General features: G+C 49.4%; 21 protein-coding genes (1 of these 21 only partly in view). 17 read left to right on the forward strand and 4 right to left on the reverse strand.

Going from position 1 to position 24,894, the window contains the following annotated elements; genetic code table 11:
- Nucleotides 1-33, forward strand: the end of a protein-coding gene (locus E8L90_RS27630) for a hypothetical protein (protein ID WP_137032529.1). 546 nt of this gene lie to the left of the window's left edge; only the last 33 of its 579 coding nucleotides appear in the window; its start codon lies off the left edge, out of view; its stop codon occupies nt 31-33.
- Nucleotides 34-117: 84 nt separating this feature from the next.
- On the opposite strand, the gene E8L90_RS27635 is transcribed toward E8L90_RS27630, so the two are convergent.
- The 4 genes from E8L90_RS27635 to E8L90_RS27650 all read right to left on the reverse strand — a co-directional run bounded on the left by E8L90_RS27635 (nt 118) and on the right by E8L90_RS27650 (nt 3,816).
- Nucleotides 118-1,038 (reverse strand): IS3 family transposase, encoded by a 921-nt coding sequence (locus E8L90_RS27635; protein WP_137032530.1) that lies wholly within the window; start codon nt 1,036-1,038, stop codon nt 118-120.
- The gene (locus E8L90_RS27640) at nt 996-1,673 is read right to left on the reverse strand and encodes a helix-turn-helix domain-containing protein (protein ID WP_137032532.1); all 678 of its coding nucleotides are present in this window, start codon (nt 1,671-1,673) and stop codon (nt 996-998) included. Before E8L90_RS27640 ends, E8L90_RS27635 begins: the two co-directional genes overlap by 43 nt.
- 111 nt (nt 1,674-1,784) lie before the next feature.
- Nucleotides 1,785-3,062 (reverse strand): erythromycin esterase family protein, encoded by a 1,278-nt coding sequence (locus tag E8L90_RS27645; RefSeq protein WP_137032534.1) that lies wholly within the window; start codon nt 3,060-3,062, stop codon nt 1,785-1,787.
- 175 nt (nt 3,063-3,237) lie between these two features.
- The gene (locus tag E8L90_RS27650; protein ID WP_137032536.1) at nt 3,238-3,816 is read right to left on the reverse strand and encodes a GNAT family N-acetyltransferase; all 579 of its coding nucleotides are present in this window, start codon (nt 3,814-3,816) and stop codon (nt 3,238-3,240) included.
- Between the two features lie 115 nt (nt 3,817-3,931).
- On the opposite strand from E8L90_RS27650, the gene pdxR reads away from it, so the two are divergent.
- The 16 genes from pdxR to E8L90_RS27730 all read left to right on the forward strand — a co-directional run bounded on the left by pdxR (nt 3,932) and on the right by E8L90_RS27730 (nt 24,865).
- A complete protein-coding gene (gene pdxR, locus E8L90_RS27655; RefSeq protein ID WP_137032538.1) occupies nt 3,932-5,353 on the forward strand; it encodes a MocR-like pyridoxine biosynthesis transcription factor PdxR in 1,422 nt (473 codons plus the stop codon).
- A gap of 89 nt (nt 5,354-5,442) precedes the next feature.
- Nucleotides 5,443-6,012 carry a TetR/AcrR family transcriptional regulator gene (locus E8L90_RS27660; protein WP_137032540.1) on the forward strand — a complete coding sequence of 190 codons (570 nt, stop codon included), beginning with the start codon at nt 5,443-5,445 and terminating at the stop codon, nt 6,010-6,012.
- 14 nt (nt 6,013-6,026) lie between these two features.
- The gene (locus E8L90_RS27665; RefSeq protein ID WP_137032542.1) at nt 6,027-6,389 is read left to right on the forward strand and encodes a DMT family transporter; all 363 of its coding nucleotides are present in this window, start codon (nt 6,027-6,029) and stop codon (nt 6,387-6,389) included.
- Nucleotides 6,386-6,808, forward strand: a complete 423-nt coding sequence (locus E8L90_RS27670; protein ID WP_137032544.1) for a YvaD family protein — start codon at nt 6,386-6,388, stop codon at nt 6,806-6,808. Before E8L90_RS27665 ends, E8L90_RS27670 begins: the two co-directional genes overlap by 4 nt.
- 216 nt (nt 6,809-7,024) lie before the next feature.
- Entirely contained in the window at nt 7,025-7,855 is an 831-nt protein-coding gene (locus E8L90_RS27675) for an MIP/aquaporin family protein (protein WP_137032545.1), read from the forward strand.
- 54 nt (nt 7,856-7,909) lie between these two features.
- Nucleotides 7,910-9,409 (forward strand): glycerol kinase GlpK, encoded by a 1,500-nt coding sequence (gene glpK / locus E8L90_RS27680; protein WP_137032547.1) that lies wholly within the window; start codon nt 7,910-7,912, stop codon nt 9,407-9,409.
- Nucleotides 9,410-9,556: 147 nt separating this feature from the next.
- Nucleotides 9,557-11,227 carry a glycerol-3-phosphate dehydrogenase/oxidase gene (locus E8L90_RS27685; RefSeq protein ID WP_137032549.1) on the forward strand — a complete coding sequence of 557 codons (1,671 nt, stop codon included), beginning with the start codon at nt 9,557-9,559 and terminating at the stop codon, nt 11,225-11,227.
- 13 nt (nt 11,228-11,240) lie between these two features.
- Complete coding sequence (locus E8L90_RS27690; RefSeq protein ID WP_137032551.1) at nt 11,241-11,795, forward strand: glycerol-3-phosphate responsive antiterminator; 555 nt, start codon at nt 11,241-11,243, stop codon at nt 11,793-11,795.
- Between the two features lie 570 nt (nt 11,796-12,365).
- A complete protein-coding gene (locus tag E8L90_RS27695; protein ID WP_244297425.1) occupies nt 12,366-14,741 on the forward strand; it encodes a DUF7408 domain-containing protein in 2,376 nt (791 codons plus the stop codon).
- Nucleotides 14,738-15,664, forward strand: a complete 927-nt coding sequence (locus tag E8L90_RS27700) for an ABC transporter ATP-binding protein (protein ID WP_047073364.1) — start codon at nt 14,738-14,740, stop codon at nt 15,662-15,664. Before E8L90_RS27695 ends, E8L90_RS27700 begins: the two co-directional genes overlap by 4 nt.
- Nucleotides 15,661-16,521, forward strand: a complete 861-nt coding sequence (locus tag E8L90_RS27705) for an ABC transporter permease (RefSeq protein WP_137032555.1) — start codon at nt 15,661-15,663, stop codon at nt 16,519-16,521. Before E8L90_RS27700 ends, E8L90_RS27705 begins: the two co-directional genes overlap by 4 nt.
- A 3-nt stretch (nt 16,522-16,524) precedes the next feature.
- Nucleotides 16,525-18,252, forward strand: a complete 1,728-nt coding sequence (locus tag E8L90_RS27710; protein WP_137032557.1) for a hypothetical protein — start codon at nt 16,525-16,527, stop codon at nt 18,250-18,252.
- Nucleotides 18,253-18,282: 30 nt separating this feature from the next.
- Nucleotides 18,283-19,266 carry an AAA family ATPase gene (locus tag E8L90_RS27715; RefSeq protein ID WP_137032559.1) on the forward strand — a complete coding sequence of 328 codons (984 nt, stop codon included), beginning with the start codon at nt 18,283-18,285 and terminating at the stop codon, nt 19,264-19,266.
- Nucleotides 19,263-20,144, forward strand: coding sequence for a DUF58 domain-containing protein (locus E8L90_RS27720; RefSeq protein WP_137032561.1), 882 nt, complete (start codon nt 19,263-19,265; stop codon nt 20,142-20,144). Before E8L90_RS27715 ends, E8L90_RS27720 begins: the two co-directional genes overlap by 4 nt.
- Before the next feature lie 16 nt (nt 20,145-20,160).
- Nucleotides 20,161-22,035 (forward strand): vWA domain-containing protein, encoded by a 1,875-nt coding sequence (locus E8L90_RS27725; protein ID WP_137032563.1) that lies wholly within the window; start codon nt 20,161-20,163, stop codon nt 22,033-22,035.
- Nucleotides 22,025-24,865 (forward strand): VWA domain-containing protein, encoded by a 2,841-nt coding sequence (locus E8L90_RS27730; protein WP_137032565.1) that lies wholly within the window; start codon nt 22,025-22,027, stop codon nt 24,863-24,865. Before E8L90_RS27725 ends, E8L90_RS27730 begins: the two co-directional genes overlap by 11 nt.
- The last annotated feature ends 29 nt before the right edge of the window (nt 24,866-24,894 follow it).

Genomic DNA, 24,894 nt, shown 5'->3' on the forward strand with positions numbered 1-24,894 from the left:
ATAATAAAAGTATCGGAACTAAAAGCCCAATAGAGCAAAACGTAACGATAGGGACACAAAACGGCAGTCAATTTATGAACTGCACCCCGTCAAGTAGACAGTACAAATAATAAAAATTTAGGCGGCCTTGGTCCTGAACTCCATCGGACTGAGGTCGTTTAGTTTTGCTTGTAATCGTTCGTAATTGTAAAAGTGGATATAGGCCTCAATATCTCTCTCAAGTTCCTCAAAAGTATGGTACGTGTGCAAATAGTACTTCTCACATTTGAGGGTCCCCCAAAAAGATTCCATTGGGCCGTTATCGATACATCGTCCCACACGGGACATGCTCTGGATTATGTTGTTGTCATCCAAAAGTTTCTTAAAGCCAAAGGAGGTGTATTGGTAGCCTCGGTCGCTATGAAGCATGGGGCTACTTCCTGGTGCTGCCTGCAAGGCCCGTTTCAATGTCTGGAATACAAGTGGATTGTTATTGGAACGCCCTAATACATAGGCGACGATGGATTTATCATGAAGGTCGAGAATAGCACTTAAATACGCTTTCTGGCCGTTACCGTACTTGAATTCCGTTACATCGGTGAGCCACTTTTCATTCGGTGCATCGGCATGGAATTTACGGTTTAGTAGGTTTTCCGCCACCTGCTGCGGCGTGGCGTTTGTGTACTTCTTTTTCTTTCTCCGGATAACAGACTGGATTCCCATTACCTTCATTAACCGTTCTACGCGCTTATGGTTAATGGTTTTTCTGGTTTGTTTTCGCATATGGAGGGTTAATTGACGGTATCCAAAGGTGTGCTCCACTTTCTCATAGATGGTCATCATCACCTGGGTAAACTTCTCATTCTCCATCTCTCGAGGACTGGGTTTGCGATTTAGCCACTTGTAATAGCTTGAGCGTGCAATTCCTGCAATTTTACATAGGAGTTGAACGCTAATTGATGCATCCTTTTGAAGCGCTTGGATGGCAAGGTAAATTGTTTCCTGCCGTGTCTGATTTAGCGTCGCCTTCTTTCTAGCTCCTCTAACTTTTTTAAGAATGCATTTTCCGCCCGAAGTCGCTCAATTTCGTACTCCATCTTCTTCATCTTGAGTTTCTGTTGATCGGCCTCTGTTAACTCCTCCGGAGTTTTCTTTCTCCCTCGGCTATCCTTTAACGCATCCTGACCGCCATCTCCGAACTTCTTCACCCATTGGTATACTTGCTGGTAGGAGACCTGAAAATGTTCAGCTGTCTTTTGGTAATTATGTTCATGTGCCAGACAATACTGGACAATCTCAATCCGTTCTTGCCAAGTCGTAGAGCGACTCTTTGTCATAGCTTTTGCTTCCCCTTTATAGGCTTTTAAGCTGCTATGACCATTATACTTGTTGATCCAATTAAAAAGCTGTCTCGTGCTAGCAATCTTGTATTTATCGATGATCTGGTACTGAGACAATCCCCCCTCAAGGTAATCCATTACCGCTCGGAGCTTAAGCTCAGCACTATAGCGTTGAAGATGCGTACGACGCTCTAACCCTTCATATCCATACATCTTGTACCGACGCTGCCATTTCATTAAAGTCGTCTTGTTAATCTCATATTTCTTCGCAGCTGCCAGGAAACCAATTTCCCCATTTGATACTTCTTCGAGAATGGCGAGTTTCTCGAAAGCATTATATTTACCTCTAGACATGAAAAAGCTCCCCTCACAATAGCAAGCTTTTTATTATTTCGCCTGTCTACCGTATGGGGAGCATATCATTAATCGGCTGCCGTTTCTCTATGCCAGGCAAATGTCCACCCGTTAATTCGTTATCATAACCGAAGGAGTAGCAGTTCGCACGAAGATGATTGCATCAAAAGCTTTTGCCGGAATCATCTGCAACGTATACATCTTCTCCATTTTTCCATACCATCCACTAAAAACATCACCAATTGCACTGATGGACTGGGCTTTATTCAGATAGGTGTAAAAATCCGCATGATGCTTTGCCTTGGAAAAATCAAGGAATGCATCCGCCATCCCTGTCTGTGCAAACAAAACAGCTAGCCGATCTTTGCCACTATTCTTCACAGTAAACGCTTTGCGCTCATTGGTAGAGGCGTCATTCGCAAGGAAGGTGCTTTCGTAGAATTCACTTCCGATGGCGTAATACTGGTCTCCCAAAGCTTTTGCGAGATGTGCCCCCATGCAGGTCGTCATTCCTGCGGTAGTGGAGGTCTTTTCTATGTGTCCATTATGTCCGGCGATGAACAGGTTATTGTGACCGTACTGTTTCTTTTCAAACGATAAAATCCACATCACTTTTTCCGCCATATAGCGATCACGGGTGTTGCCATAGTTCGTATTTGTTCCGCGCAGTGTAGCGTTTTGCTTGATGGATTCTGCGAAGGCGAAAGCCAGCTCATATTCTTTCATAGAGCTTTTCGCGATGTAAACAGATTGGTGTTGTTTCATCTGCTCCATCAAGCTTCTTATGTGGGAGAGCGCTTCCTGTACGAGGGCGGTCTTTTGATCATACACCGTCTTATCATTCAGATTCGTAAGCAACTTCTCATACTTGGTTGCGAGTGTCGGATCAACTTTTTTCAAAAAGGAGAATAGCCCGTTTTTGTTATGGTCATAGCGTTGCATGTCAAAGCCATAGAAATGAATTTGATCTTTGGCATCTCGCTTCTCATTAAAGGAGCGCATCCAAGAGAGAAGGGCGGCCATTTCTTCTGTTTGGTAAATCGTAAATCCGATGGCTTTTGCGGCATCCTGCGCAGTTCCGCTGCCGCCTAAAATGTATTCATTGACCTTTTGGCCACCGCCAAAATCGCCTTCAATGGCAAATACGCGATATCCTTGTTTTTCTACCAGATGCTTAAAAATATCTAACTTCAGCGTAGTAAATTGCTTGTTGCCATGCGTGGCTTCTCCAAACCCGATGATGGTTTTGGCAGGAAGCTCCATTTTTGAAACTGGGACAAGGTTAGATTGCAATGACTGCTGCAAGGTGTTGGCTGATGCAGATTGGAAACCCGTCAGTACACTCAGCACGATGAACAAGCTTAGGGTGATCAGGAGTTTTCTTTTCATATCAATCTCTCTTTCTTGAAGGGATTACTGTGAAACGGGTGGATTTTCTTACCATTTACACAATTATACTCCTTCTTGATAGAATTTACCTACAGTGAATTCTTTTCTGTGGAGTCTCAGCCGAAATGTAAAAACGCACCTGGATTGAATTATCCCCCGGTGCGTTTTCCATTTGCTATTTCAAATACTTCGCTCGATACTCGTTTGCCAGCATGGACATGAGAATGGAGTCGTGATAGGCGTGGTTGTAATAAAGCGCTTGTCGCTGTACACCTTCACGCTGGAAGCCGAGCTTTTCATACGTATGGATGGCGCGTTCGTTAAAGGCGAATACGTTTAGCTCGATGCGGTGTAGATTGAGGATGCCAAAACCATAATCGAGCATCAGCAGAAGGGCTTCGCTTCCGTAGCCTTTGCCTTGATAGGCATTTTGATCAATCGAAATTCGAATGAAGGCGTTGCGATTTTTCGAATCGATATCCCCGATTTGGACGTCGCCAATCACCTGATCATTTTCACACAGGCAGATCAATAAGAGGACACTGGAAGAGTCCTGGCCTTTGTTCGCGATGTACTGGTGGATTTGCTCACGCGTGAAATGTTTTTGTGTACCAGTCAGCATCCGCGTTTCCTTGTTGAACAAGGAGCGGAAGTATAATTCGGTATCTTCTGTGCCAATTGGTCGCAAAAAGACACGTTCTCCTTCTAAAAAGCGAACCGCTGCACTTTTATCCTCATGTTGTGTCATAGACATAGTCGTTGTCCTCCTGTTCGTTAAAAACTTCTTTTTCTTAGGATAACGAGCAAGTGTATACTTGAAAATGTGCAGTTTTGTAAAAATGAAAAGGACAGATGGAGGGGGAATCGAGATGCTCTTGACCCCAAACTGGCAGGAAAATGACAACGAGCCGCAGTACGTACAGCTTTATGCTTATTTGAAAAAGGAAATCGTTGCAGGACGCTTGGCGGTGAGTAGCAAGCTGCCGTCCGTTCGCAAGCTGGCTGACCTGCTGGGCTTAAGCACAACGCCCGTGGAGATGGCATACCAGCAGTTGCTTTCGGAAGGTTTTATTCAAAGCAAACCGCGCAGTGGATACTATGTAGAGAAACTGCCTGATCCAGAGGTGAAGCCGGGAGCTGGTGCGAGCATACAAACCATCCAGCGGCCTATGCTGCGTGACGAGCGGGAATACGTCTATGACTTTCATCTCTCCCGCAATGATTTTTCGCTATTTCCAACCATGATTTGGCGGCGTTTGTACAATGAGACGCTTCACATAGAGCAGCAGGAGAATCTCTTTTATGGAGATCCGCAAGGGGAGGCTGGACTCAGGAAGCAAATCGCTGACTACTTGCACAGGTACAGGGGTGTCGCCTGTTCGCCGAATCAAGTGGTGATTGGGGCGGGCCAGTTTGGCTTGCTGTCCTTGATCTGTTTGATGGTAAAGCCACAATTCCACCGCATCGGTGTAGAAAATCCGGGGTATTTGTTGTTTGCCAATACGTTTCGCCAGCATGGATACGACGTGTTGCCGATTTCACTGACAGAGGACGGAATAAGCGTCAGTGAGCTATATGAGTCAGGGGTTAGCTTGGCTGCCGTTTCGTCGGCTCATCAATACCCACGTGGGATGATCATGCCCATATCCAAGCGATTGCAATTGCTCGAATGGGCCAAAAGTGTGGGAGGGTACATCATCGAAGACGATTATGACGGAGAATTTCGTTACCATGGCAGACCGATTCCGTCTATGCAAGGCTTGCTCCCGCATGCGAATGTCATTTATATGGGGAGTTTTGCGCAGGTGTTGGCGCCTGCAGTAGGTATTTGGTACATGGTCTTGCCAGAATCTCTGCTGGATACGTACTACAACCTGCTGCGCGAGACACTGCTGGAACCATCCTCATCCCGACTGCATCAACGGACGATGGAAGCCTTTATGGAAAAAGGATATTTCGAAAAGCATGTCCGCAAAATGCGCAAGCTGTACCGTAAAAAGCATGATGCGCTTCTGCTGGCTGTGCACAAGCATTTTGGCGAAAGAGCGACAGTTATCGGAGCCGATGCGGGCTTTCACGTCCTGCTGCGGGTAAACAGCGAGCGAAGCGAAGAGGAGCTGAAAAAGCTGGCGATTCAGGCAGGTGTGAGAGCCTCGTCCGCATCGTTTACATGGCTGGTGCCACCCAATCCCTTGCCAAAAGAGTTTTTCCTCGGCTTCGCGGGCATTCCTTTGGAAAAAATCGATCCTGGTATCGAGGCACTGAGACAAGCGTGGTTTGGAGATTGTTGACAAGGCATGCGTACGCCGTTATGCTAAAAGTACGTTTTGGAAAATATGAAAAACATAATATTTTCCTTGTTTTCCGAGGGGGCAAGAACATGCAGGAGAGAATCCTACAATGCGCTTATCATGAGATTGAGACTAAGGGCGTCCGTTTTACCATGTCTGATTTAGCTCGGCGCGCGGGTGTTAGCACCAAGACGTTGTATGCGAGCTTTCCATCGAAAGAGGCCTTGATCACCAAAGTCATTGAAGAAAACATCGAGGATTTGCGTAAAGAGGAAGATCGGATTTTGCATGATCCTGACCTCGATTTGGTAGAAAAGATGCGACAGCTTCTGGCACTGATTCCGAACAACTTCTCACGAACCGACCTGCGCGTGTGGTACGAGCTGAAGCGCTACTATCCTGAGCAATGGAAGCTAATCGACGAGTTCAATCAACAGGAATGGGAGCATGTTCGGATCATTCTGGAGCAAGGGATGGAGGAGGGCGTGTTTCGTTGTATCCAGCTTCCGATCTTGATTCAGATGTATACCGGGACACTCAACCAACTGATTGATCAGCAGTTGGCGAACCAGCATCATGTGACGATTGGCGAAGCACTGGATGCGGTCATCGATATTTTACTAGGCGGCATCATAGATTCTTCGTCTTCAAACAAGTAAGTAGGGGGAACATAATGAGTTGGATCTATCTATTAATGGCCATTTTGCTAGAGGTGGCTGGAACAACATCGATGAAGCTGTCTGACGGGCTGAGCAAGCCTGTCCCCAGTGTGATGATGTTTATCTTTTATATTTTGTGCTTCTCGTCGCTGAGTCTGGCGCTCAAGGAAATGGAGGTCGGGACTGCCTATGCCATCTGGTCGGGTCTCGGCACGGCGATCATCGCGGTCATTGGTGTGGTGGTCTTCAAGGACGCCTTCACTGTCAAAAAATTGATTGCTGTCGGACTGATCATCGTGGGCTGTGTGCTGTTGAATCTGGGAGACACTTCTCATGCGCAATCTTCTAAAGATACAGGAGTAGCTGAGGCAAAATGAGTGAGAAAAATGTAAGAGCATTACTAGTGTTCTTCTGGGTTACCGATGTGGTTTTTGTCGTATACTGGCTCGTTACATTTTTGGAGCTTCTCCCTGTGGAATATCTGTATCAGGATTACTATGACCCCAATTTGCTCGCATGGAACCTGTCCTTTTTTCCATTGGATATTTTCATTTCCATCACGGGCTTTGCCAGTCTGTACGCCTACCGCAGAGGACGGCACATCTGGAAGCCGCTGGCCATGCTGTCGCTCGTTTTGACGTCCTGTTCGGGTTTGCAGGCAATCGCTTTTTGGGCGTTCAAGGCAGATTTTGATTGGTCCTGGTGGATTCCGAACCTGTACCTGTTGATTTACCCGTTATTCTTTTTGCCGGGCTTGATGCGAGAACTGGCAAAAGTGAAGGAAAGGGATTATTGACAAATTTTGAAAAGTGGCTATATAGTAGGTCTTAAGTTAATAGTGCTGTGGAGATTGGGAGATCAGCTAATATTTGCAAAATGAGGGCATAGGCTCTTGGTTTGCGAGTATTAGCTTTTTTATTTTCTCTCCAGACAAACCACAAAGGAGTTGGCGGATTGTAAGCGCTTTACGGGAGTAGGTTTACAATTTTTTCAAAAAGGGGGAGGATGGGGCATGTCTATCTATGTAGGGGAACTGATCGGGACAATGATCTTGATCATTTTGGGGGCAGGTGTTTGCGCCGGACAGAACTTGAAAAAGGCGTATTCCCAGAACGGCGGTTGGATTGTGATTACGCTGGGCTGGGGGCTGGCAGTTGCGTGCGGAGCGTATGCAGTCGGAAGCATTAGCGGAGCGCATTTGAATCCGGCACTTACGATTGCACTGGCCAGCATCGGTCAATTTCCGTGGGAGCATGTGCCGGGCTACATAGCGGCTCAACTGATTGGGGCATTTATGGGAGCGACATTTGTCTGGATCTTTTATTACCCGCATTGGCGAGAGACGAATGATGCAGGAGCCAAATTGGGGGTATTTGCAACAGGTCCCGCGATTCCCCATACAGTTGCAAATCTCTTCAGCGAAATTTTAGGTACGTTTTTCTTGGTGCTCGGTCTACTGGCGATCGGAGCGAATAAATTTGCAGAAGGACTCAATCCGTTTATCGTTGGCTTCCTGATTGTCGCAATCGGTTTGTCTCTTGGAGGTACTACCGGCTATGCGATCAATCCAGCCCGTGACCTTGGCCCTCGCCTCGCCCATGCTCTCTTGCCCATCCACGGTAAAGGAAAGTCCAATTGGCGCTATGCATGGATTCCTGTTGTTGGACCAATCATTGGAGCAGTAAGTGGAGCGTTTTTTTACAAATCAACGTTTACAGACCATTCGTTGACAGGTGTAATAGCATTAGCGGCTTTCATGGTGATTGCCATCGTGGTCGGCATGACAACCAAAAAATCAATCGGTAGCAAGGAGCGACTCGCATCCGAAAGTGCGCGTTCCTAGACATAAAGGTAAGAATGAAGGCGATTCCATATGAGTGAAGGAGGAACAGTTGTCATGGACAATAAATATATGCTTTCCCTCGATCAAGGAACCACGAGCTCTCGCGCTATTTTATTCGATAAATCAGGGGCCATTATCGGTGTGGCCCAGAAGGAATTCACGCAAATTTATCCGAAGCCGGGTTGGGTGGAGCACAATGCCGAGGAAATCTGGGAATCACAGCTGGAGGTTTTGAAAGCGGTTTTACTGGAGAATCATGTGAAACCAGAAGAAATCGCAGGGATCGGGATTACCAATCAGCGGGAAACAACCGTGGTATGGGATAAGCACACGGGCAAGCCGATTCACAATGCGATTGTATGGCAAAGCAGACAGTCCATCGATGTTTGCAACCAGTTGAAAGAGCAAGGCCATGAACAAACCGTTCGTGAAAAGACAGGATTGTTGATTGACGCCTATTTTTCTGGCACAAAAGTAAAATGGCTGCTCGATCATGTGGAGGGAGCACGGGATCGAGCCGAGAAAGGCGACCTCTTGTTTGGAACTATTGATACGTGGCTGATTTGGAAGCTGACCAATGGCCTTGTGCATGTGACCGACTATTCCAATGCTTCCCGCACATTGATGTTTAATATTCATTCCCTAGAGTGGGACGACGAGCTGTTGAACATGCTGCAAATCCCGAAAAGCATGCTGCCAGCTGTCCGTCCTTCCAGCGAATTGTACGGCTACACAGACGAGAAGCTCTTCGAATTCCAGATTCCGATTGCCGGGATTGCTGGAGACCAGCAGGCCGCTTTGTTTGGGCAGGCTTGCTTTGCGGAAGGGCAGGCCAAAAACACTTACGGAACAGGTTGCTTCATGCTGATGAATACCGGAGAAAAGGCAGTTGCATCCAAAAACGGGTTGCTTACGACCATTGCCTGGGGAGTGGATGGCAAGGTAGAGTACGCCCTGGAAGGCAGTATTTTTGTAGCTGGTGCGGCGATTCAATGGTTGCGTGACGGGCTCAAGCTGATCGAAAAATCATCGGATTCGGAAAAGCACGCACTCACTGTTGACAGTACAGATGGTGTCTATATGGTTCCAGCCTTTGTTGGACTGGGAGCGCCGTATTGGGATATGGAAGCTAGAGGCGCGATCTTCGGCTTGACCCGCGGAACGACGGAAGATCATTTGATTCGGGCAGCGCTGGAGTCTCTGGCTTATCAGACACGGGATGTGCTTGAAGCGATGGAGGCTGATTCTGGCATCCGGCTGCAAAAGCTGGCGGTAGACGGTGGAGCTGTGGCGAATAACTTTTTAATGCAGTTCCAGTCCGACATCCTGAATACAGAGGTTGAGCGTCCGCGTGTCAATGAAACGACTGCGCTGGGAGCTGCTTACCTCGCAGGGCTTGCCGTCGGGTATTGGGGCAGTAAGGAAGATATTGTGAATAACAAAGTGGTGGAGCGCTCCTTCTCACCGGATATGGCGGAGGAAGTGCGCCTGGGGCTGTACGCAGGTTGGCAGCAAGCAGTTACGGCAACGATGGGTTACAAGATTAGGCATTGATTTTTGTGTAAAAGAGGTCTAAAGTTAAAGATAAGTTAATCATGCTGTGGAGACTACGGAGACAGCCAGTATCAGAAGAGCAATGACATTGCATTGCGTCTTTTGGATATTGGCTGTCTTTTTCTTTTAGAGAGGATGAGAAGAACGATGAACAATCAACATGCATTATCATCAAGTCAACGCCAGGCTTGTCTGGATAAAATGGCAACCAAACAACTCGATCTTTTGGTAATTGGCGGTGGGGTGACGGGAGCAGGTATTGCCCTCGACGCAGCCGCGAGAGGTCTGAGTGTCGGACTCGTGGAAAAACAAGACTTTGCTGCGGGTACCAGCAGTCGTTCTACCAAGCTCGTTCATGGAGGATTGCGCTATTTGAAGCAGGGCGATGTGCAGCTGGTGCGGGAAGTAGGCCGGGAGCGAGCTATTTTGTATCGCAATGCGCCACATATCGTTATCCCGGAAAAAATGATTTTACCCATTGTGAAAAATGGTACTTATGGCAAGCTGGCAACCTCTGTTGGTTTGTATGTTTACGATGTGTTGGCTGGAGTTGAAAGAAAAGAACGACGCATCATGCTGAACAAAGAGAGAACGGTGGAGGCAGAACCGCTTTTGCGCCGAGACATTCTCAAGGGCGGCGGGCTTTATTTCGAATATCGGACAGATGATGCTAGACTTACGGTTGAGGTCATGAAAACAGCAAGCTCGCACGGAGCGCTCTGCGTGAACTATACCGAAGCCACTGGTTTTATTTATGAAAACGGTAAAGTCATCGGGATTAGCGCGAAGGATTTGCTTACGGGCACGGAGTACGCCCTCCATGCCAAAAAAATCGTAAACGCAGCAGGTCCTTGGGTGGATCAGCTTAGAGAAAAGGACCAATCCCTGTACGGCAAGCGCCTCCACCTGACAAAAGGTGTCCACCTGGTCGTGCCATATAACAGACTGCCATTGAAGCAGGCCGTTTATTTCGATGTATCTGATGGGCGTATGCTGTTTGCCATTCCGCGCAATAACAGTACGTATATCGGTACCACTGACACGAATTACAAAGGTGTGCTGGAGCGCCCAACGGTGACGAGAGAAGACATGGAGTATGTATTGAATGCGGCGAACGAGATGTTCCCTTCTGTGAAACTGACGGAACAGGATGTCAGCTCCAGCTGGGCAGGACTCAGACCGCTGATCCATGAAGATGGCAAGTCCCCATCCGAATTGTCACGCAAGGACGAGATTTTTTATTCCAAAAGCGGGCTGATTACAATCGCAGGTGGAAAATTGACGGGCTTCCGCAAAATGGCCGAGCGCATTGTTGATGTGGTGGCCAAGCAGTTGACCGAAGAAGAGGGCAGAGCATTTGGAGCTTGTCGGACAGACAAAATCGTCCTCGCTGGTGGAAAATTTGATTCCGCAGCCAAGATTCCTGTATATGTGAAAGCACAGGCAGAGCGACTTAGCCAATGGGGAATCACCGAGGAACAAATCCGCGTTCTTGTTGGAAAATATGGAAGCAACAGTGAGCAAATCGTAACGATGTGCCAAGAGCTTTTGACACAAAATGCTCAAAATGTGTCTCCGATTGAAGCACTGCTGAAAGCAGAACTGCGCTACGCTGTAAAAGAAGAAATGGTCATGACCTTGAGTGATTTTCTGATTCGTCGCAGTGGCAGACTATTCTTCGAGAGAGATACACTGGAGCCTGTGTATCGAATGGTGGGAGAAGAGCTCGCTCATGAGCTGCAATGGTCAGATGAGAGGAAAGAACATGAAATAAAAGTGTTTGAAGAGGAATATCATCTTGCGAAAACATTTCAATAGGGGTGATTCGTGATTGGCAAACCAGATCAATCAAAAAATACTTCCTGCGGCCCGGACATTAAAAGAATTTGATGAACTCATGGAAAGCGGCTACGAGCGCATTATTTTGCTGAATGCCCATGTAGCGCAAGTAAAGCCACTGGGAAAACGGGCCAGAGCATTCGGGAAAAAACTGCTGATCCATGCTGATCTTATTGACGGCTTGAAGTCTGATGAATATGCGATGGAGTTTCTTGCGCAAGAAGCTCAGCCCGAAGGAATCATCACCACACGGAACAGTGCGGTTCTTGCCGCCAAGAAAAAAGGGCTCATTTCCATCCAAAGACTGTTTCTCATTGATACGATGGCATTAGACAGCAGCCTTACCCAGCTTGCGAGAACCAAACCGGATTACGTCGAGGTTTTGCCAGGAATCATTCCCCACCTGATCGAAGAAATCACTGTACGAACTCAAATTCCGGTTATCGCTGGAGGATTTATTCGTACAAAGGAAGATGTGGATCGCGCTATTCTTGCCGGTGCTATATCTGTAACCACTTCTCGCAGAGAGCTGTGGACGAAATCATAAGGGCATATCAGGGTAGTCAAAAGCCGGTCATTCCTGTTCGTAGGAATACCGGTTTTTTTGATAGGTAGATACCCTTTTACTTGTAGAAAGGTCAGTAGTCTATGCGGATGAACGTCACCATGCATATACACATATAGTCAGCAAAAATAAGAGGAAAGAAGGCGGTTGCGTGAATTTTCAAAGCTCTCAATGGCAATCATCGTATTCTTCACGGGAAGGACATTCTTCTTATTACCCTTGGCAAAGAGATCGGGAACGGCCACCGGGATGGGATCGTGGAGGAGGAGGCTGGCAGAGACCTTTCCGGAGTTGGGAGTTTGATCATAGACGGAGATGCCCGGATCACTGTCGTTGGTGCCCTCCTGGCTGCTGCGGACGCTTTCGCTAACAGATAAATAAGTAGTAGAACGAGAGCCAAATCTTGAGATGGATTCAAGAGATTTGGCTCTGTCTTTTGGGCAATGATTTCATTTTGAAAAAAATGTAGCGATTTGTCTGGAAATAACGTCAATAACTGTATGAGTAGAAAGATAGGAAGAAAAAAGAATGGTCCGTGGAGGTTTTGAACGAATGAAAACGGCGCAGTGCAACCGGTGGCTCCTGGCCTTTTGTGCGTTCCTCCTGTTGGTAGCAAGTGTTCCGTTAGGATTAACGGAAACAGCCTTGGCAGAGGGAAACATTCAGCTAGGAGTAACAGCCGGAATTGAAGGAAAGTACAGGGAGACGGGGATGGTTCCCGTTGTCGTCACGGTGAAAAATGGAGGGGCGGATATCGAAGGGGAGCTGTTTGTCGCCACTGGGGAGCAGGGAGGCGGACGTTTTGAATTTGCCAATTATCAGCCGCTTTCGATTGCAAGCGGAGTGACCAAGCAGGTAACGATTCTTGTTCCTGGATCAGAGCTGCATCGCAGTTCTTTTGTGGCTTTGATGCAAAATGATAAGGTGATCGCGCAAACTCCGATAACAGGTTTTTCATACGACGAGGATACGTTGATGATCGGTGTGTTGGCAGAAAATCCCGACACAGCTAACTTCCTTGGTGTACTGCCGAAAGGCTCTATTCATAACCCTGTCCAGCTCTTGACAATGAAGGCAGACAATATGCCAGTGACAGGTACACAGCTCCAGATGATTAATATGCTCGTCATCAACAATTTTGCTTTGGACTCATTGAATGAACAGCAGATCAAAGCGATTCAGGATTGGACGAAAGCTGGCGGGATGCTGATTTTAGCTGGAGGAGCACAGTACAAGAAATCTGGAGGCGTTTTGGGTGACTTGTCACCAGTAGAAGTGACAGGGGTGACGAGTGTACAGACATTCTCTAGTTTAAAAGTGGATAAGACCAATCCGATTGCACTGACGTCTCCCTTTACTGTAAGCAATGGGACAGTGAAGGCAGGGAAAGTCCTGTACAGCGAAGGAAATATTCCGCTGATGGTTGTACATAACGTGGGAGCAGGAAAAGTATTGTACGTCGCCTATGATTTGGCGGCGGAACCAGTAGCCAGCTGGGCAGGAAACAGCCGCTTTTGGGCAGATACATTTGTAAAGGCTTTTGGTTCTTCCATCAACGCTTCAAATAGTAGCATGATCGACAACGTATGGCCACTTCGCGATGCTGCTGATCGCGTCCCATCCTTGAAAATTCCAGAGGTTGGCTGGTTCGCAGTATTTTTCGGAATTTATGCCCTGGTTGTCGGGCCAGTTCTTTTCTATATGTTGCGGAGAGGCCGCAAGCAAAGCTACATGTGGGTGATTGTCCCCGCCCTTTCGGTGTTGGCGGGAATCGGAATCTTCTCGATTGGTGCCATCCAGCGGGGTGTAGGTGTAAAGCTGCACCAAGTAGGTTATGTTGAACTGCAAAACAACGGACAGGCGAATGCGGTGAGCGTAACCGCATTATTCGTACCGAGTAATGACGACTATCGTTTGACGATAAAGGGAGAGGGCATAACCCAACCCGTTACCGAAAGAGACTATATCGATCAAATTCCGCAAACGTGGATTTCCATACAGCCCGATCAGACTCATATTGATTTCCGAGATGTAGAATTCTGGTCGATGCGCAAGGTTGCGACGGAACAAACCTTATCGGACGTAGGAAAAATAGAATCGAACCTTTCGTATGAGAACGGCGCCCTGAAAGGAACCGTGACGAACCATACGAAGTACTCGCTAAGAGACGTAACGATCTCGACAGGTATGCAGGTACAAGAGTTTCCACAGTTGGCGGCTGGCAGCAGTATCGAAGTGAACCTGCCGTTTGCTCCTCAACAACAAGCAAGACGGAACCAACATCGGATGAATATGGGGCATGCACTGCCGCAGTATATGCAATCGAATGGCTATGATAGTCAAACGCGTGAGCAAGTCATCGTGGACATGCTGGACATGATAGACAGACGTGGGGGGCAGTCTGAAGTGATAAAACTCGTGGGCTGGACCGATGAGCAAGTTGCTGAGGCTGTCGTACCAAACGAAAATACGGAGAACAGCAGCATTGCGATGGTCACTTCGACGCTGCAAGTGAATCCATCCAAGGACGGACACATTTATTATCCGACGGGATCATTTGATGTGACGATGTCGGGCAGCTCTGTTCCGGTAGATGACTACGGAGATGGCTTTAGACTTCCTGCCGGGAATATTACCTTTGACATTAATCTGAATCAGGAAGGACAGGATCTTGCCATCAGCAATTTGTATCTGTACACCTGGTCAGAGGACAATACAACATTTGAAAAAGAGGTTTACAACTGGAAGACAAAAGCTTTCGAACCATTTGAAAAAGCATTCATGAACAACGTCATGACAAGTGAGAAAACCACTACTTATGTTTCGGGCGACGGCATTGTCCGCATCAAATTTGCCCACCAGTTTGAGGATGATCGCCACATTGGGGTTCCAAGTGTCAGTGTGGAAGGGAAGGTGAGAAAGAAGTGATCCAGATCCAAAATTTGCGCAAGCGCTACGGCAAAATGGAAGCGTTAAAAGGACTTTCGCTCGAAATTGACAAGGGTACTGTTTTTGGGTTCGTCGGTCCGAACGGGGCAGGAAAATCGACGACGATGTCCATTTTGGCGACTTTATTGGAGCCGACCAGTGGGAAAGCATACGTAGGCGGCTACGAAGTGACCAAGCATCCAAAGGAAGTACGCAAGCTGATCGGCTACATGCCAGATTTTTTTGGTGTGTACGACAATTTGACAGCAGAAGAGTACCTCGATTTTTACGGTGCGAACTACGATATTCCGGCAGCTGAGCGAAAACAAATCATTCCACAGTTGTTAGAGCTGGTGAATCTTACGCATAAGCGGGATGCCTACGTCGACTCGTTGTCGCGGGGGATGAAGCAGCGCCTTGGACTGGCCCGCTCGTTGGTCCACAATCCGGAAGTGCTCATTTTGGACGAACCGGCTTCTGGTTTGGACCCTCGTGCACGCATAGAGCTGCGGGAGATTTTGAAGGAACTGCGGGACATGGGCAAGACGATTATCATTAGCTCGCATATATTGCCCGAACTGGCGGAGATGTGTGATGTCATCGGGATTGTGGAGGAAGGCAATCTGGTTGCCTTTGGACGAGTCGATGAGATTTACTCGAAAATGCAAGAGCAGCGGGTATTGCGTATCCGCCTGTTAGATCGGGTTGAGGAAGCAATGACGCGCTTGCGTGAGATGCCCGTCATTACAAGAGTGACACGCGAAGGGAACTGGGTCGTTGCAGGCTTTTCAGGTAATGACGAAGAACAGGTTGAGCTGCTGCGGGAGCTTGCGGTGTCAGGTTATCCTGTTGCTGCGTTTAATGAGGCCGTTGGTGATTTGGAAGAAATCTTTCTGGAAATTACGAAAGGGGTGGGCTCATGAGCGACTTGAGACGATTTAGCAACCCTGTCTTGTTCAATGAATGGAAAATGCGGATGCGGACCAATCGGTCACCGTGGATCATCCTGCTCTATTTGCTTGTTTTGGGCGTAATGACGCTCACGATGATTTTCTTTATGACAAACGGAGGGAGCTACTACAATCCGAATGATACACGCCAACTGTTCATGATACTGTCTGTGTTTCAGCTTGGGATGATCGGCTTCGTCGTGCCTGGAATAACGTCAGGTGTGATTTCCGGTGAGCGCGAACGCCAGACGTTGAGTGTGTTGTTGACCACGAATGTCAGCGCCACACGATTGATTTTAGGCAAATGGCTGGCATCGCTCAGCTTCATGACTTTCCTGGTCATTGCGACCATCCCGCTCTATGCCATCGTCTTTTTGTATGGAGGAATTTCACCAGCACAAGTGATCAAGGTGTTTGGCTTTTACGTCATTACGATGTTTGGCATCGGCAGCATTGGTGTGCTCATGTCAACACTGATCAAACGGACTGGTATCGCTACGGTCGTCACTTATGCCGTGGTGTTTGGATTTGCGATCGGGTCGAGTGTACTGGCGGAAATTATCAAAGAGTTCATTCGGTACCAGCGCCGTTCGGGTGCCATGTCATCCGCGACTATGCCAGACTGGCCAGATCTCCTGCATAATTTCAACCCATTGTATGCGATGTTAAACATTTTTGATGAAGGACCGCAGCTCAGGATTGGGAATGTGGACCCGTACGCGGTGTACTGCCTGTTTTTCGGGATCATTACACTGTTCTGCCTGTCACTCTCCATCTATCTCATTCAGCCAGTGAAACCGAGATTTCGCAAAGCAAAAGAGGAGCAATAAGCCATGTTTACCTCTAGAGCAAACGACGAGCTGAAGTCACTGCTTGCACCCATTCGAAAGCAACTGGACTTGCGTGTATGGATACAGCAGCTAACGGTCTATGGTTTGTGGGGAATGGGGGCGAGCCTGGTGCTCCTCCTCCTCGCCCGCATCTGGCCGATTCCGTTTTACCATTGGATCGCGGTTGTGCTGCCAGTGCTTGTTGTTATCACAGGTTTGGTGCGTGCGCTTTGGATGCGCCCTACTTGGCTCCAATGTGCACAAGTGGCAGACGGTAATGGTTTGGCTCAGCGAGTCGTCACAGCATGGGAGAATCAAGAGAATCAGTCGATGGTAGCGAGTATGCAGAGGGAAGACGCCCTGCAGCATTTGCGAAAAAATTTGCCGCAAATTGTTGAGAGCGTCCGCATCTGGTCGCTAGTCCAAAAAAAGGTGTATGTCACAAGTAGCTTGCTAGTGGTGTGCCTGATGCTGTTTCTTTGGCCGAATCCGCAAGACTTGCGACTGGCCCAGATGGCAGAGGAAAAGAAAGCAATCGTGCAGGTTGAGGAAGAAGTAGAGGCAATCAAGCAGGACGTGAAAAAGAATACAGGCTTAACCGACGCGCAGAAAAAGCAGCTGGAGGAAATGCTGGAGCAGGCAAAAAAGGCTCTGGCGAAAGCAGACGACCCAGCAGAACGTCAAAATGCACTGCGCGCTGCGGAAAAACAATTGGAAAAGGTCAGAGATGCAGAGCAGCACAAAGAAAAAGCGCTGCAAGCACTCCAGCGCAGCTTGGGTAATCAAGAAGGGACAAAAGCCTTGGCTGGAGCAATGGAAGCGAAAGATCGACAAGCGATGACCGAGGCCCTGGCACAAATGGCAAAAGCCATGGAAAGCATGCCGCAAAAAGAGCGGGAAGAGATTGCCCGCGAACTCGCTAGTGCAGCAGAGCAATTGAAAAAAGAGGCAGAGTCTGCCGACTCGAAGGAGCTGGAGGATATCGCCAAACAAATGGCGGAGGCAGCCCAGCAAACAGGCCAAGGTCAAGTGCCTCAAGCGATGACTGCGCTTGAGAACAGCTTGATGCAAGCCATGACGGGCATCCAGCAATCTCAGCAAGCCATGCTCGCAGCTATTCATGCCGCTGCTTCGCTCAATCAGTCGCAAATGACGCTTGCCAGTGCAGGAGCACAAGCAGGAAATGCAGGAGCGAGTGAAGCTGGGGCAGGAGCAGCAGCAACTGGACAGGCGACTCCAGCATCTGGATCACCCGGGAATCAGCCAACTGCGGCCACACCGGGAGCAGGTGCCAATCCGAATCAAGGGACGAACCCAGCAAACCAGCCAGGGAATGGAAGTAATGGCTCGGGGCAAGGGAATGGAAACGGCAACGGAAACGGAAACGGCGGTCAAGGAAGCGGACAAGGAAGCGGACAAGGAAGTGGTCAAGGAAGTGGTCAAGGTGGCGGGGCCGGGTTAGGAAAAGGCAAACACGAGCTCGTTACCGTCCCGGAAGAGCGCATAGGTGGAGACAAAGGACCTGCTGATACAGTCGGAGGCACACTCGGGTCAGGACCTTCCCAGTCGCAGCAAAGTGGAAACACACAAGTTTCCTCAGGTGGAACGCTGCCATATGAGGAAGTGTACGGCCAATATGAGCAATTTGCCCGTGAAAGTATGGAAAAGGGCAGCATTCCTGGCGATTATCAACAGATCGTGAAAGATTATTTCAGCAAAATAGAGCCTTAGATCATTCAACAACAGGAAGGAGACACGGCGATGGCGCAGCAAACGCTAGAGGATTGCTTGCAGCGAGTAGAGCTTGTCAGGCAGGAGATTGGAAAGGTATTGGTAGGACAAAAAGACGTGGTAGAGCAACTTCTGTGGGCCGTGTTTGCAGGAGGACATGCGCTTTTGGAAGGCGTACCCGGATTGGGCAAAACGCTGCTTGTTCGGACACTGTCCCAAGCCTTCGAGCTGTCGTTTCAGCGGATACAGTTCACACCGGATCTGATGCCGACAGACATTACTGGAACGAACATCCTGCTGGTTGACGAGAAGGGACAGCAGTCCTTCCAATTCCAACACGGGCCGATCTTCGCTCATGTTGTGTTGGCTGACGAAATTAACCGGGCGACGCCAAAGACGCAAAGCGCCCTATTAGAGGCCATGCAGGAGCGAACAGTTTCAGCTGGAGGAGTGACTCGTCGGCTGCCAGAGCCGTTCTTCGTTCTCGCGACACAGAACCCGCTCGAGCAGGAAGGGACATACCCATTGCCAGAAGCCCAAATGGACCGCTTCTTATTGAAGATCGACGTGCCGTATCCGACAGAAGAAGAACTGAAAATGATTGTGCGCCAAACGACCACGAGCCAGGTGATCACCGTGGAAAAAGTGGCTTCAGCTGAGCAAATTGCCGAGATTCAGCAGGCAGCGCGTGAAGTACTGGTAGCTGATGCGGTACTGGATTACGCCGTGAAGCTGCTTTTAGCGACGCATCCGGGGGAGTTGGCAATTGCTTCGGTAAACAAATATGTGCGCAATGGCGCAGGTCCGCGTGGCGTGCAGTCGATTGTCTCCTTGGCAAAGGTACGTGCGTTATTAGCTGGCCGATACAATCTGGCGTACGAGGACGTGACAGCAGTTGCTCTGCCAGCGTTGCGCCACCGTATTTTCCTCAATTTTGAAGGAGAGGCAAACGGCATCCGACCAGACCGCGTCATTATGGATATTTTGGACGAACTGGGGACGCAGAAGGTATGAATCAACACCTGCTTGATCCGTCATGGCTCGCCAGACTGGAGCGAATGCAGATGGCTAGTCGCAAAGCGGTCAGCGGCAGCCAGGCAGGAAAGCGAAGGGCGAGACAGCTGGGCAGCTCCATGGAGTTCGCAGACTTTCGGGCGTATGTTCCCGGCGATGATTTGCGGCAGCTCGATTGGAACGCGTATGCCCGTTCAGGCAAGCTGTTTTTGAAAAAGTACTTGGATGAAACAGAGCTTCATGTGAACTTGTATATCGATTGCAGTCGTTCGATGAGCTACGGGCAACCGAATAAAATGGCTCGTGCTGTCGAGATTGCCGCGGCCCTTGGCTATTTGTCCCTGTGCCACCTCGATCATGTATCGGTCTATGCATTTGACAGCCGCATTACGGCAGCACTTACCGGGCTGCAAGGAAAGAACCAGGCGCATCGCTTGCTCAGCTTCTTATCTTCCCTGCAAGAAGGGGGAACAGGTGATGTGCAAACGGCAATGCGCCAGCCCGGGGCTGTCAGCGGCAAAGCTGGCACATCCATCGTGCTGTCGGACTTTTTGTTCGAGTCAGGCTATACGGAAGGCATCGCGTATTTGCAGGCGGCCAAACAAGAGGTCACGCTGGTCCAGGTGCTTTCCAAAGAAGAGCTTGCGCCCGAGTATGCGGGAGAGCTGCGATTGATCGATTCAGAGACCGGGCAAGCAAAAGAAGTATCCCTGACCAGCCCGTTGATGGAAGAGTACCACAAGAGTTTGCGAGATTATCAACAAGAACTGTCCGCGTTTGCTTATGGAAGAGGGATCGCCTTCGTGTCTGTAGAGGCGGAACAATCCCTGGAATCGATTGTCTTCCATGTCTTTCGTCAGGCCGGCTTGATTCGCTAGAGAGGAGAGAGACAACATGCAATGGATGGGTTTGGGCAACTTGTGGTTTGCGCTGATTATCCCGGCCATCATCGTCCTCTACCTGCTCAAGCGAAAAGTAGAGGATCGTGTCATACCAAGTACACTCCTGTGGCAGCGTACGATGCAAAACTGGGAAGCGGTGAAACCGTGGGAAAGGCTACGGCGCAACCTGTTGTTGCTGCTGCAACTGCTCGCTGCCTGCTTGCTCGTGCTGGCTTTGATACGTCCAGCTGTTCCCACTGAGGGAATCACAACCGACCATACGATTTTGGTCGTGGATACATCAGGGAGCATGATGACGAAGGAAGGGAACGAGACGCGGCTGGAACGAGCAGTGTCACAGGCAAAAGCCCTCGTAGAGAAGCTGGGAAGCGGCCAGACGATGACGCTCATCGAGGCAGGGCGTGAGCCGAATGTTTTAGTTTCCAAAAGTGCAGACAAAGAGCCACTCTTGCAAGCCATCGAAAAGCTTGCGCCTTTTTCCGGGACATCTGATCAAATCGCAGCCCTGTCTTTGGCAGGAGCCATTGCAGAGAATGAACCAGGCAGTGGAGTGGTTTGGATGGGGGACGGAAGCGGGGAACGCAAGCTGGATGGAGGCTCAGTCCCTGCTTTTTCCGGGAGCTTTCAGTTCATGCAGATGGGAAGCACCCGCGAGAATACCGCAATTGGTGTTTTTGTGACCCAGCCTACGGAAAAAGGGGTAGAGGGACTACTGCGGGTGGACAATCACGGCAGCATGCCTGCGAAAGGAAAAGTCACTGTTTTTGATGAGCATGACAAGCTGCTGGATACCGATTCTTTTGAGATGGGAGCAGGCAGCTCCCAGACATTTTCGTTTCAGAAGCTGGCGATGTCTAGTGTCTATCGTGCCGTCATCGAACCGGAGCAGGACGGACTTTCCCAGGATAATGTCATGTGGAGTGTTCCATTCGCTGCCGGTAGAGGAAAAGCAGCGTTGTATTCGCCAGAGGGGAACCGCTTCCTCCATCAAGTATTGCAGACAGTCGGAAGTCTTGAGGTGGAAACGATTCAGCAGGCACCAGATGCTGTGGCGGCTGCGCGTGACCTGTGGGTTTTTGACGGAGTCGTGCCAGACCAGCTGCCAAAAGGAAACATTCTGTTGATTGCTCCGAACAAGAAAACAGAGTGGTTGCCGCTTGCTGGAGAAAAAGAACTGGATCAACAGCCAAGGCCAGTTTCCCCGGATGACCCGCTGCTCAAGCACGTAGATTGGCGGGATGTGCACGTCGCCAAAGGATACGCATTGGACGAGATGCCTGGTATGAAGCCATTGGTACGCGCCGGTGATGTCGATCTGGTCAGAGCCGGGATCATAGATGGTCGACGAATGGTCATCATCGGATTTGATTTGCATGCATCGGATTTCCCGCTGCGTCCTGCTTTTCCGATTTTTATGCAAAATGTCGTCAACTGGCTGTCACCTGGTCAAACAGCCCCAATCCCCACGGCACATCCGGGAGAGGTCTTGACGATCCCACTCTCACCGGGAGCAACAACACGTACCTTGACGTATCCGAATGGACACCAGGAGTCTCTTACGGAGGACTCCACGTCCAAAACGATGCAGCTACCGGAGCTGACTGGATTGTATCGCCTTGACGAAGGAGTAGATACAGGCACGAAAAGTACGTATTTTACTGTCCAAATGAATGAGGAAGAATCGAATATTACACCAAAGTCTGTGAGCGTTGCCCGGAAAAATGCCGAAGAGCAAAAGGAGAGTGAGGAAGCAACAGCGACTGACACAACAGGAGCACTGGGAACGAAGGAGTTGACCTATTGGTTGGCGGCGTTTGCTCTCTTGGTGTTATTGGTGGAATGGAGGGTGTATCAGCGTGGGTATTAACTTTATACAGCCGCTATTCCTGTTGCTATTGCTTCCCGTTGTGTACGTCATCATCAGCTGGTGGCAACATCAAAAGCAAATGCCAATCGGCAGAAAGGCGACAATTGCAACTATTCGCTCGCTCTTGTTCCTTCTTCTGGTTTTGGCGTTGGCAGGGACACAGCTACTGACACCTGTTCAGGCGAAAACGATTGTGTTTGTTGTAGATCGATCCGCTTCCATGAAGGACGATCCGCGGGTTCTCTCTTTTTTGCGGGAGGCGATCGGGCAAAAGCAAGCAGCGGATAAGTATGCTGTCATTGCAGTAGGTGCGGAGGCGGCGGTCGATCAACCGTTGACGATCCGCCAAGAGTTACAGCCCCTTGGCGTGGATGTCAACCGGAATGCAACCAATTTGGCAGAAGGAATCCGATTGGCGTCTGCCATGATCGCTACCAATGCCAGAGGAAAAGTTGTCTTGCTGACAGATGGTCAGGAAACAAACGGAGATGCGGCACGGCAGACGAGACTGGCGAGGGAGCGAGGAATCGCTGTAGAGGCTGTCTCCTTGCAGCAACCATACGGGGATGAAGTCGTTCTTACATCTGTACAGGTACCGCAAAGACTATATGCGGGAGAGGAATACGGCATCACGGTTGATGTGGAGAGTACAGTAGCAACCGAGGCAACCCTGCGCCTGTATGAAGGCAATCGCGAGGCGGGCCAGCAAACGGTACAAATCAGCAAGGGCAACAACCGCTTCGTTTTTTCGCAAAAAGCGATGCAGCAGGGTTTCCATCGCTATCGTGTGGAAATCGAGCCGCGACAAGATACTGTAGCGGCGAACAATCAGGCTACAGCCTATACACAGGTAGCCGGGGCACCAGTCGTACTCGTAGCCGAAGGGCATCCTGGTGCCGCTAGCAACCTCATTCAAGCGCTGGAAGCGGGTAATATCAAGGTGGAGCTGCGCGATTTCGCACTGCTGCCAAAGGAGCTTGAGGGCTACAAACAATTTGCCTCCATCGTACTGGCAGATGTGCCGGCTACCAGCATGAATGATGCGGATATGGAACGCATGCGGACTGCTGTACGTGATTTGGGCATTGGTTTGATCATGACAGGCGGTAAAGATAGCTTCGGTATGGGTGGTTGGTTTCAGACACCAATCGAAGAGGCATTACCTGTTCACATGGATTTAAAAGGGAAGGAACAACTCCCTTCGCTCGGACTGCAGCTGGTCATCGATAAGTCGGGCAGTATGAGCGCCGATGCCAGAGGTGCGGATAAGATGGCACTGGCTAGGGAAGCTGCGATTCGAGCAACAACCATGATGAATGCACAGGACTACATCGGAGTGATTGCATTTGACGACACGCCATGGGATGTCGTAGCTCCACAATCTGTCACGAAACTGGATGAAATCCAACAGCAGATCGGCAGAATCCAAGCGGATGGCGGAACCGATATTTTCCCTGCCTTACAGCTGGGCTACGAACGTGTAAAGGCGATGAATACCCAGCGCAAGCACGTTATTTTACTCACAGATGGGCAGTCTGCAATTGGCGATGATTACGAGGGCCTGCTACAACAAATGACGGCTGAAAATATTACCGTTTCAACTGTGGCGCTGGGTGATGATTCGGATAGGTCGCTGCTGGAGATGATTGCCGAGTTAGGAAAAGGCAGATACTATTTTGCAAATGATGCCGAATCCATTCCGAAAATCTTCAGTAAAGAAACAGCCTTAGCCAGCCGTACGTTTATTGTGGAGAAGCCCCAGGTACCAGGCTATACAGGATTGGGAGCATGGCCTACGCTGAAGCAGACATTGCCTCCGGTGCGTGCGTATATCGCAACAACACCGAAGCAAACAGCCGAATCATCCTTGATGAGCGCTGACGATGATCCGATTCTCACCCGTTGGCAGTATGGTCTGGGGCGTTCTGTCGCCTGGACGAGTGATCTGGAAGGGAAGTGGTCACCGGACTGGGTGGCTTGGGGAGGAAGCAGCCGTCTGTGGAACGAAATCGTGGCATGGACTTTCCCACAAATTACAGAAGGCGCTTGGAAGACGACCACGAGCATGAAAGGCGCAAAAGGCAATGTGAGGGTTACGATGCCACCCGGTGGAAGCCTGCCTCAAGAGATGGAGGCAGTCGTTCTCAATCAAGAGATGAAGCGAGAGGTCATCAAGCTTAAACCGGTTGCACCAGGCGTCATGGAGGGTGAATTCGAGACTGCTGATCCGGGTACTTACATGATTCAGATCTCACAAAAAAATCAAGGTCGAGTCACGGCGAGCCAAACGACAGGATTGACCGTTTCCTATTCACCCGAATACGGAGTACATTCCGATGGAGAGAAAAAACTTCAAGAGTGGCTAAGTGTCGGTGGAGGGAATCAGATCACCAAGCCGGAAGAAGCTTTTGGTGGCACGCTTCCCGATAAATGGGACACACAGTCGATCAGTGAGTGGTTACTGATGTTGGCGGCTTTTCTGTTGCCGATCGATATCGCTGTTCGCCGCCTGCAGTTGCCGGATCAATGGTGGGCAAGACTATCTAGTCTATGGAGAGTGCGCAAGTCCATGTCTGCCGATTCTGATCAACAGGTAGTATTGTCTCGCCTCGGCGAGAAGCGCTCTGCGACAAGACGGACACGCGAAGAGCGGACAGATGACCAAAAAGTCGTATCTGCTCCTCTCATTCATCCGGTAGGGAGGGCTGGAAATCGGGTGAAGCCAGCAGTCAAGAACGAGCAGGCAAAAGAGAAACAGGAGAAGCAAACACAGCCTGACGAAACGCTAAACAGACTATTGGTGGCCAAGAACCGGAAAAAGTCTCAGTAATAGATAAAAAAGAAAACAGCAGCCTGGCG

The organism is Brevibacillus antibioticus, assembly GCF_005217615.1.
GTDB classification, from domain to species: domain Bacteria; phylum Bacillota; class Bacilli; order Brevibacillales; family Brevibacillaceae; genus Brevibacillus; species Brevibacillus antibioticus.

Bases quoted from the DNA above. Each gene is read 5' to 3' on its own strand.
- E8L90_RS27670 (WP_137032544.1), top strand. From the start codon at position 6,386: ATGAGTGAGAAAAATGTAAGAGCATTACTAGTGTTCTTCTGGGTTACC.
- E8L90_RS27705 (WP_137032555.1), top strand. From the start codon at position 15,661: ATGAGCGACTTGAGACGATTTAGCAACCCTGTCTTGTTCAATGAATGG.
- E8L90_RS27725 (WP_137032563.1), top strand. From the start codon at position 20,161: ATGCAATGGATGGGTTTGGGCAACTTGTGGTTTGCGCTGATTATCCCG.
- E8L90_RS27695 (WP_244297425.1), top strand. From the start codon at position 12,366: ATGAAAACGGCGCAGTGCAACCGGTGGCTCCTGGCCTTTTGTGCGTTC.
- pdxR (WP_137032538.1), top strand. From the start codon at position 3,932: ATGCTCTTGACCCCAAACTGGCAGGAAAATGACAACGAGCCGCAGTAC.
- E8L90_RS27715 (WP_137032559.1), top strand. From the start codon at position 18,283: ATGGCGCAGCAAACGCTAGAGGATTGCTTGCAGCGAGTAGAGCTTGTC.
- E8L90_RS27685 (WP_137032549.1), top strand. From the start codon at position 9,557: ATGAACAATCAACATGCATTATCATCAAGTCAACGCCAGGCTTGTCTG.
- E8L90_RS27640 (WP_137032532.1), bottom strand. From the start codon at position 1,673: ATGTCTAGAGGTAAATATAATGCTTTCGAGAAACTCGCCATTCTCGAA.
- E8L90_RS27675 (WP_137032545.1), top strand. From the start codon at position 7,025: ATGTCTATCTATGTAGGGGAACTGATCGGGACAATGATCTTGATCATT.
- E8L90_RS27645 (WP_137032534.1), bottom strand. From the start codon at position 3,062: ATGAAAAGAAAACTCCTGATCACCCTAAGCTTGTTCATCGTGCTGAGT.
- E8L90_RS27650 (WP_137032536.1), bottom strand. From the start codon at position 3,816: ATGTCTATGACACAACATGAGGATAAAAGTGCAGCGGTTCGCTTTTTA.
- E8L90_RS27720 (WP_137032561.1), top strand. From the start codon at position 19,263: ATGAATCAACACCTGCTTGATCCGTCATGGCTCGCCAGACTGGAGCGA.
- E8L90_RS27710 (WP_137032557.1), top strand. From the start codon at position 16,525: ATGTTTACCTCTAGAGCAAACGACGAGCTGAAGTCACTGCTTGCACCC.
- E8L90_RS27665 (WP_137032542.1), top strand. From the start codon at position 6,027: ATGAGTTGGATCTATCTATTAATGGCCATTTTGCTAGAGGTGGCTGGA.
- E8L90_RS27660 (WP_137032540.1), top strand. From the start codon at position 5,443: ATGCAGGAGAGAATCCTACAATGCGCTTATCATGAGATTGAGACTAAG.
- glpK (WP_137032547.1), top strand. From the start codon at position 7,910: ATGGACAATAAATATATGCTTTCCCTCGATCAAGGAACCACGAGCTCT.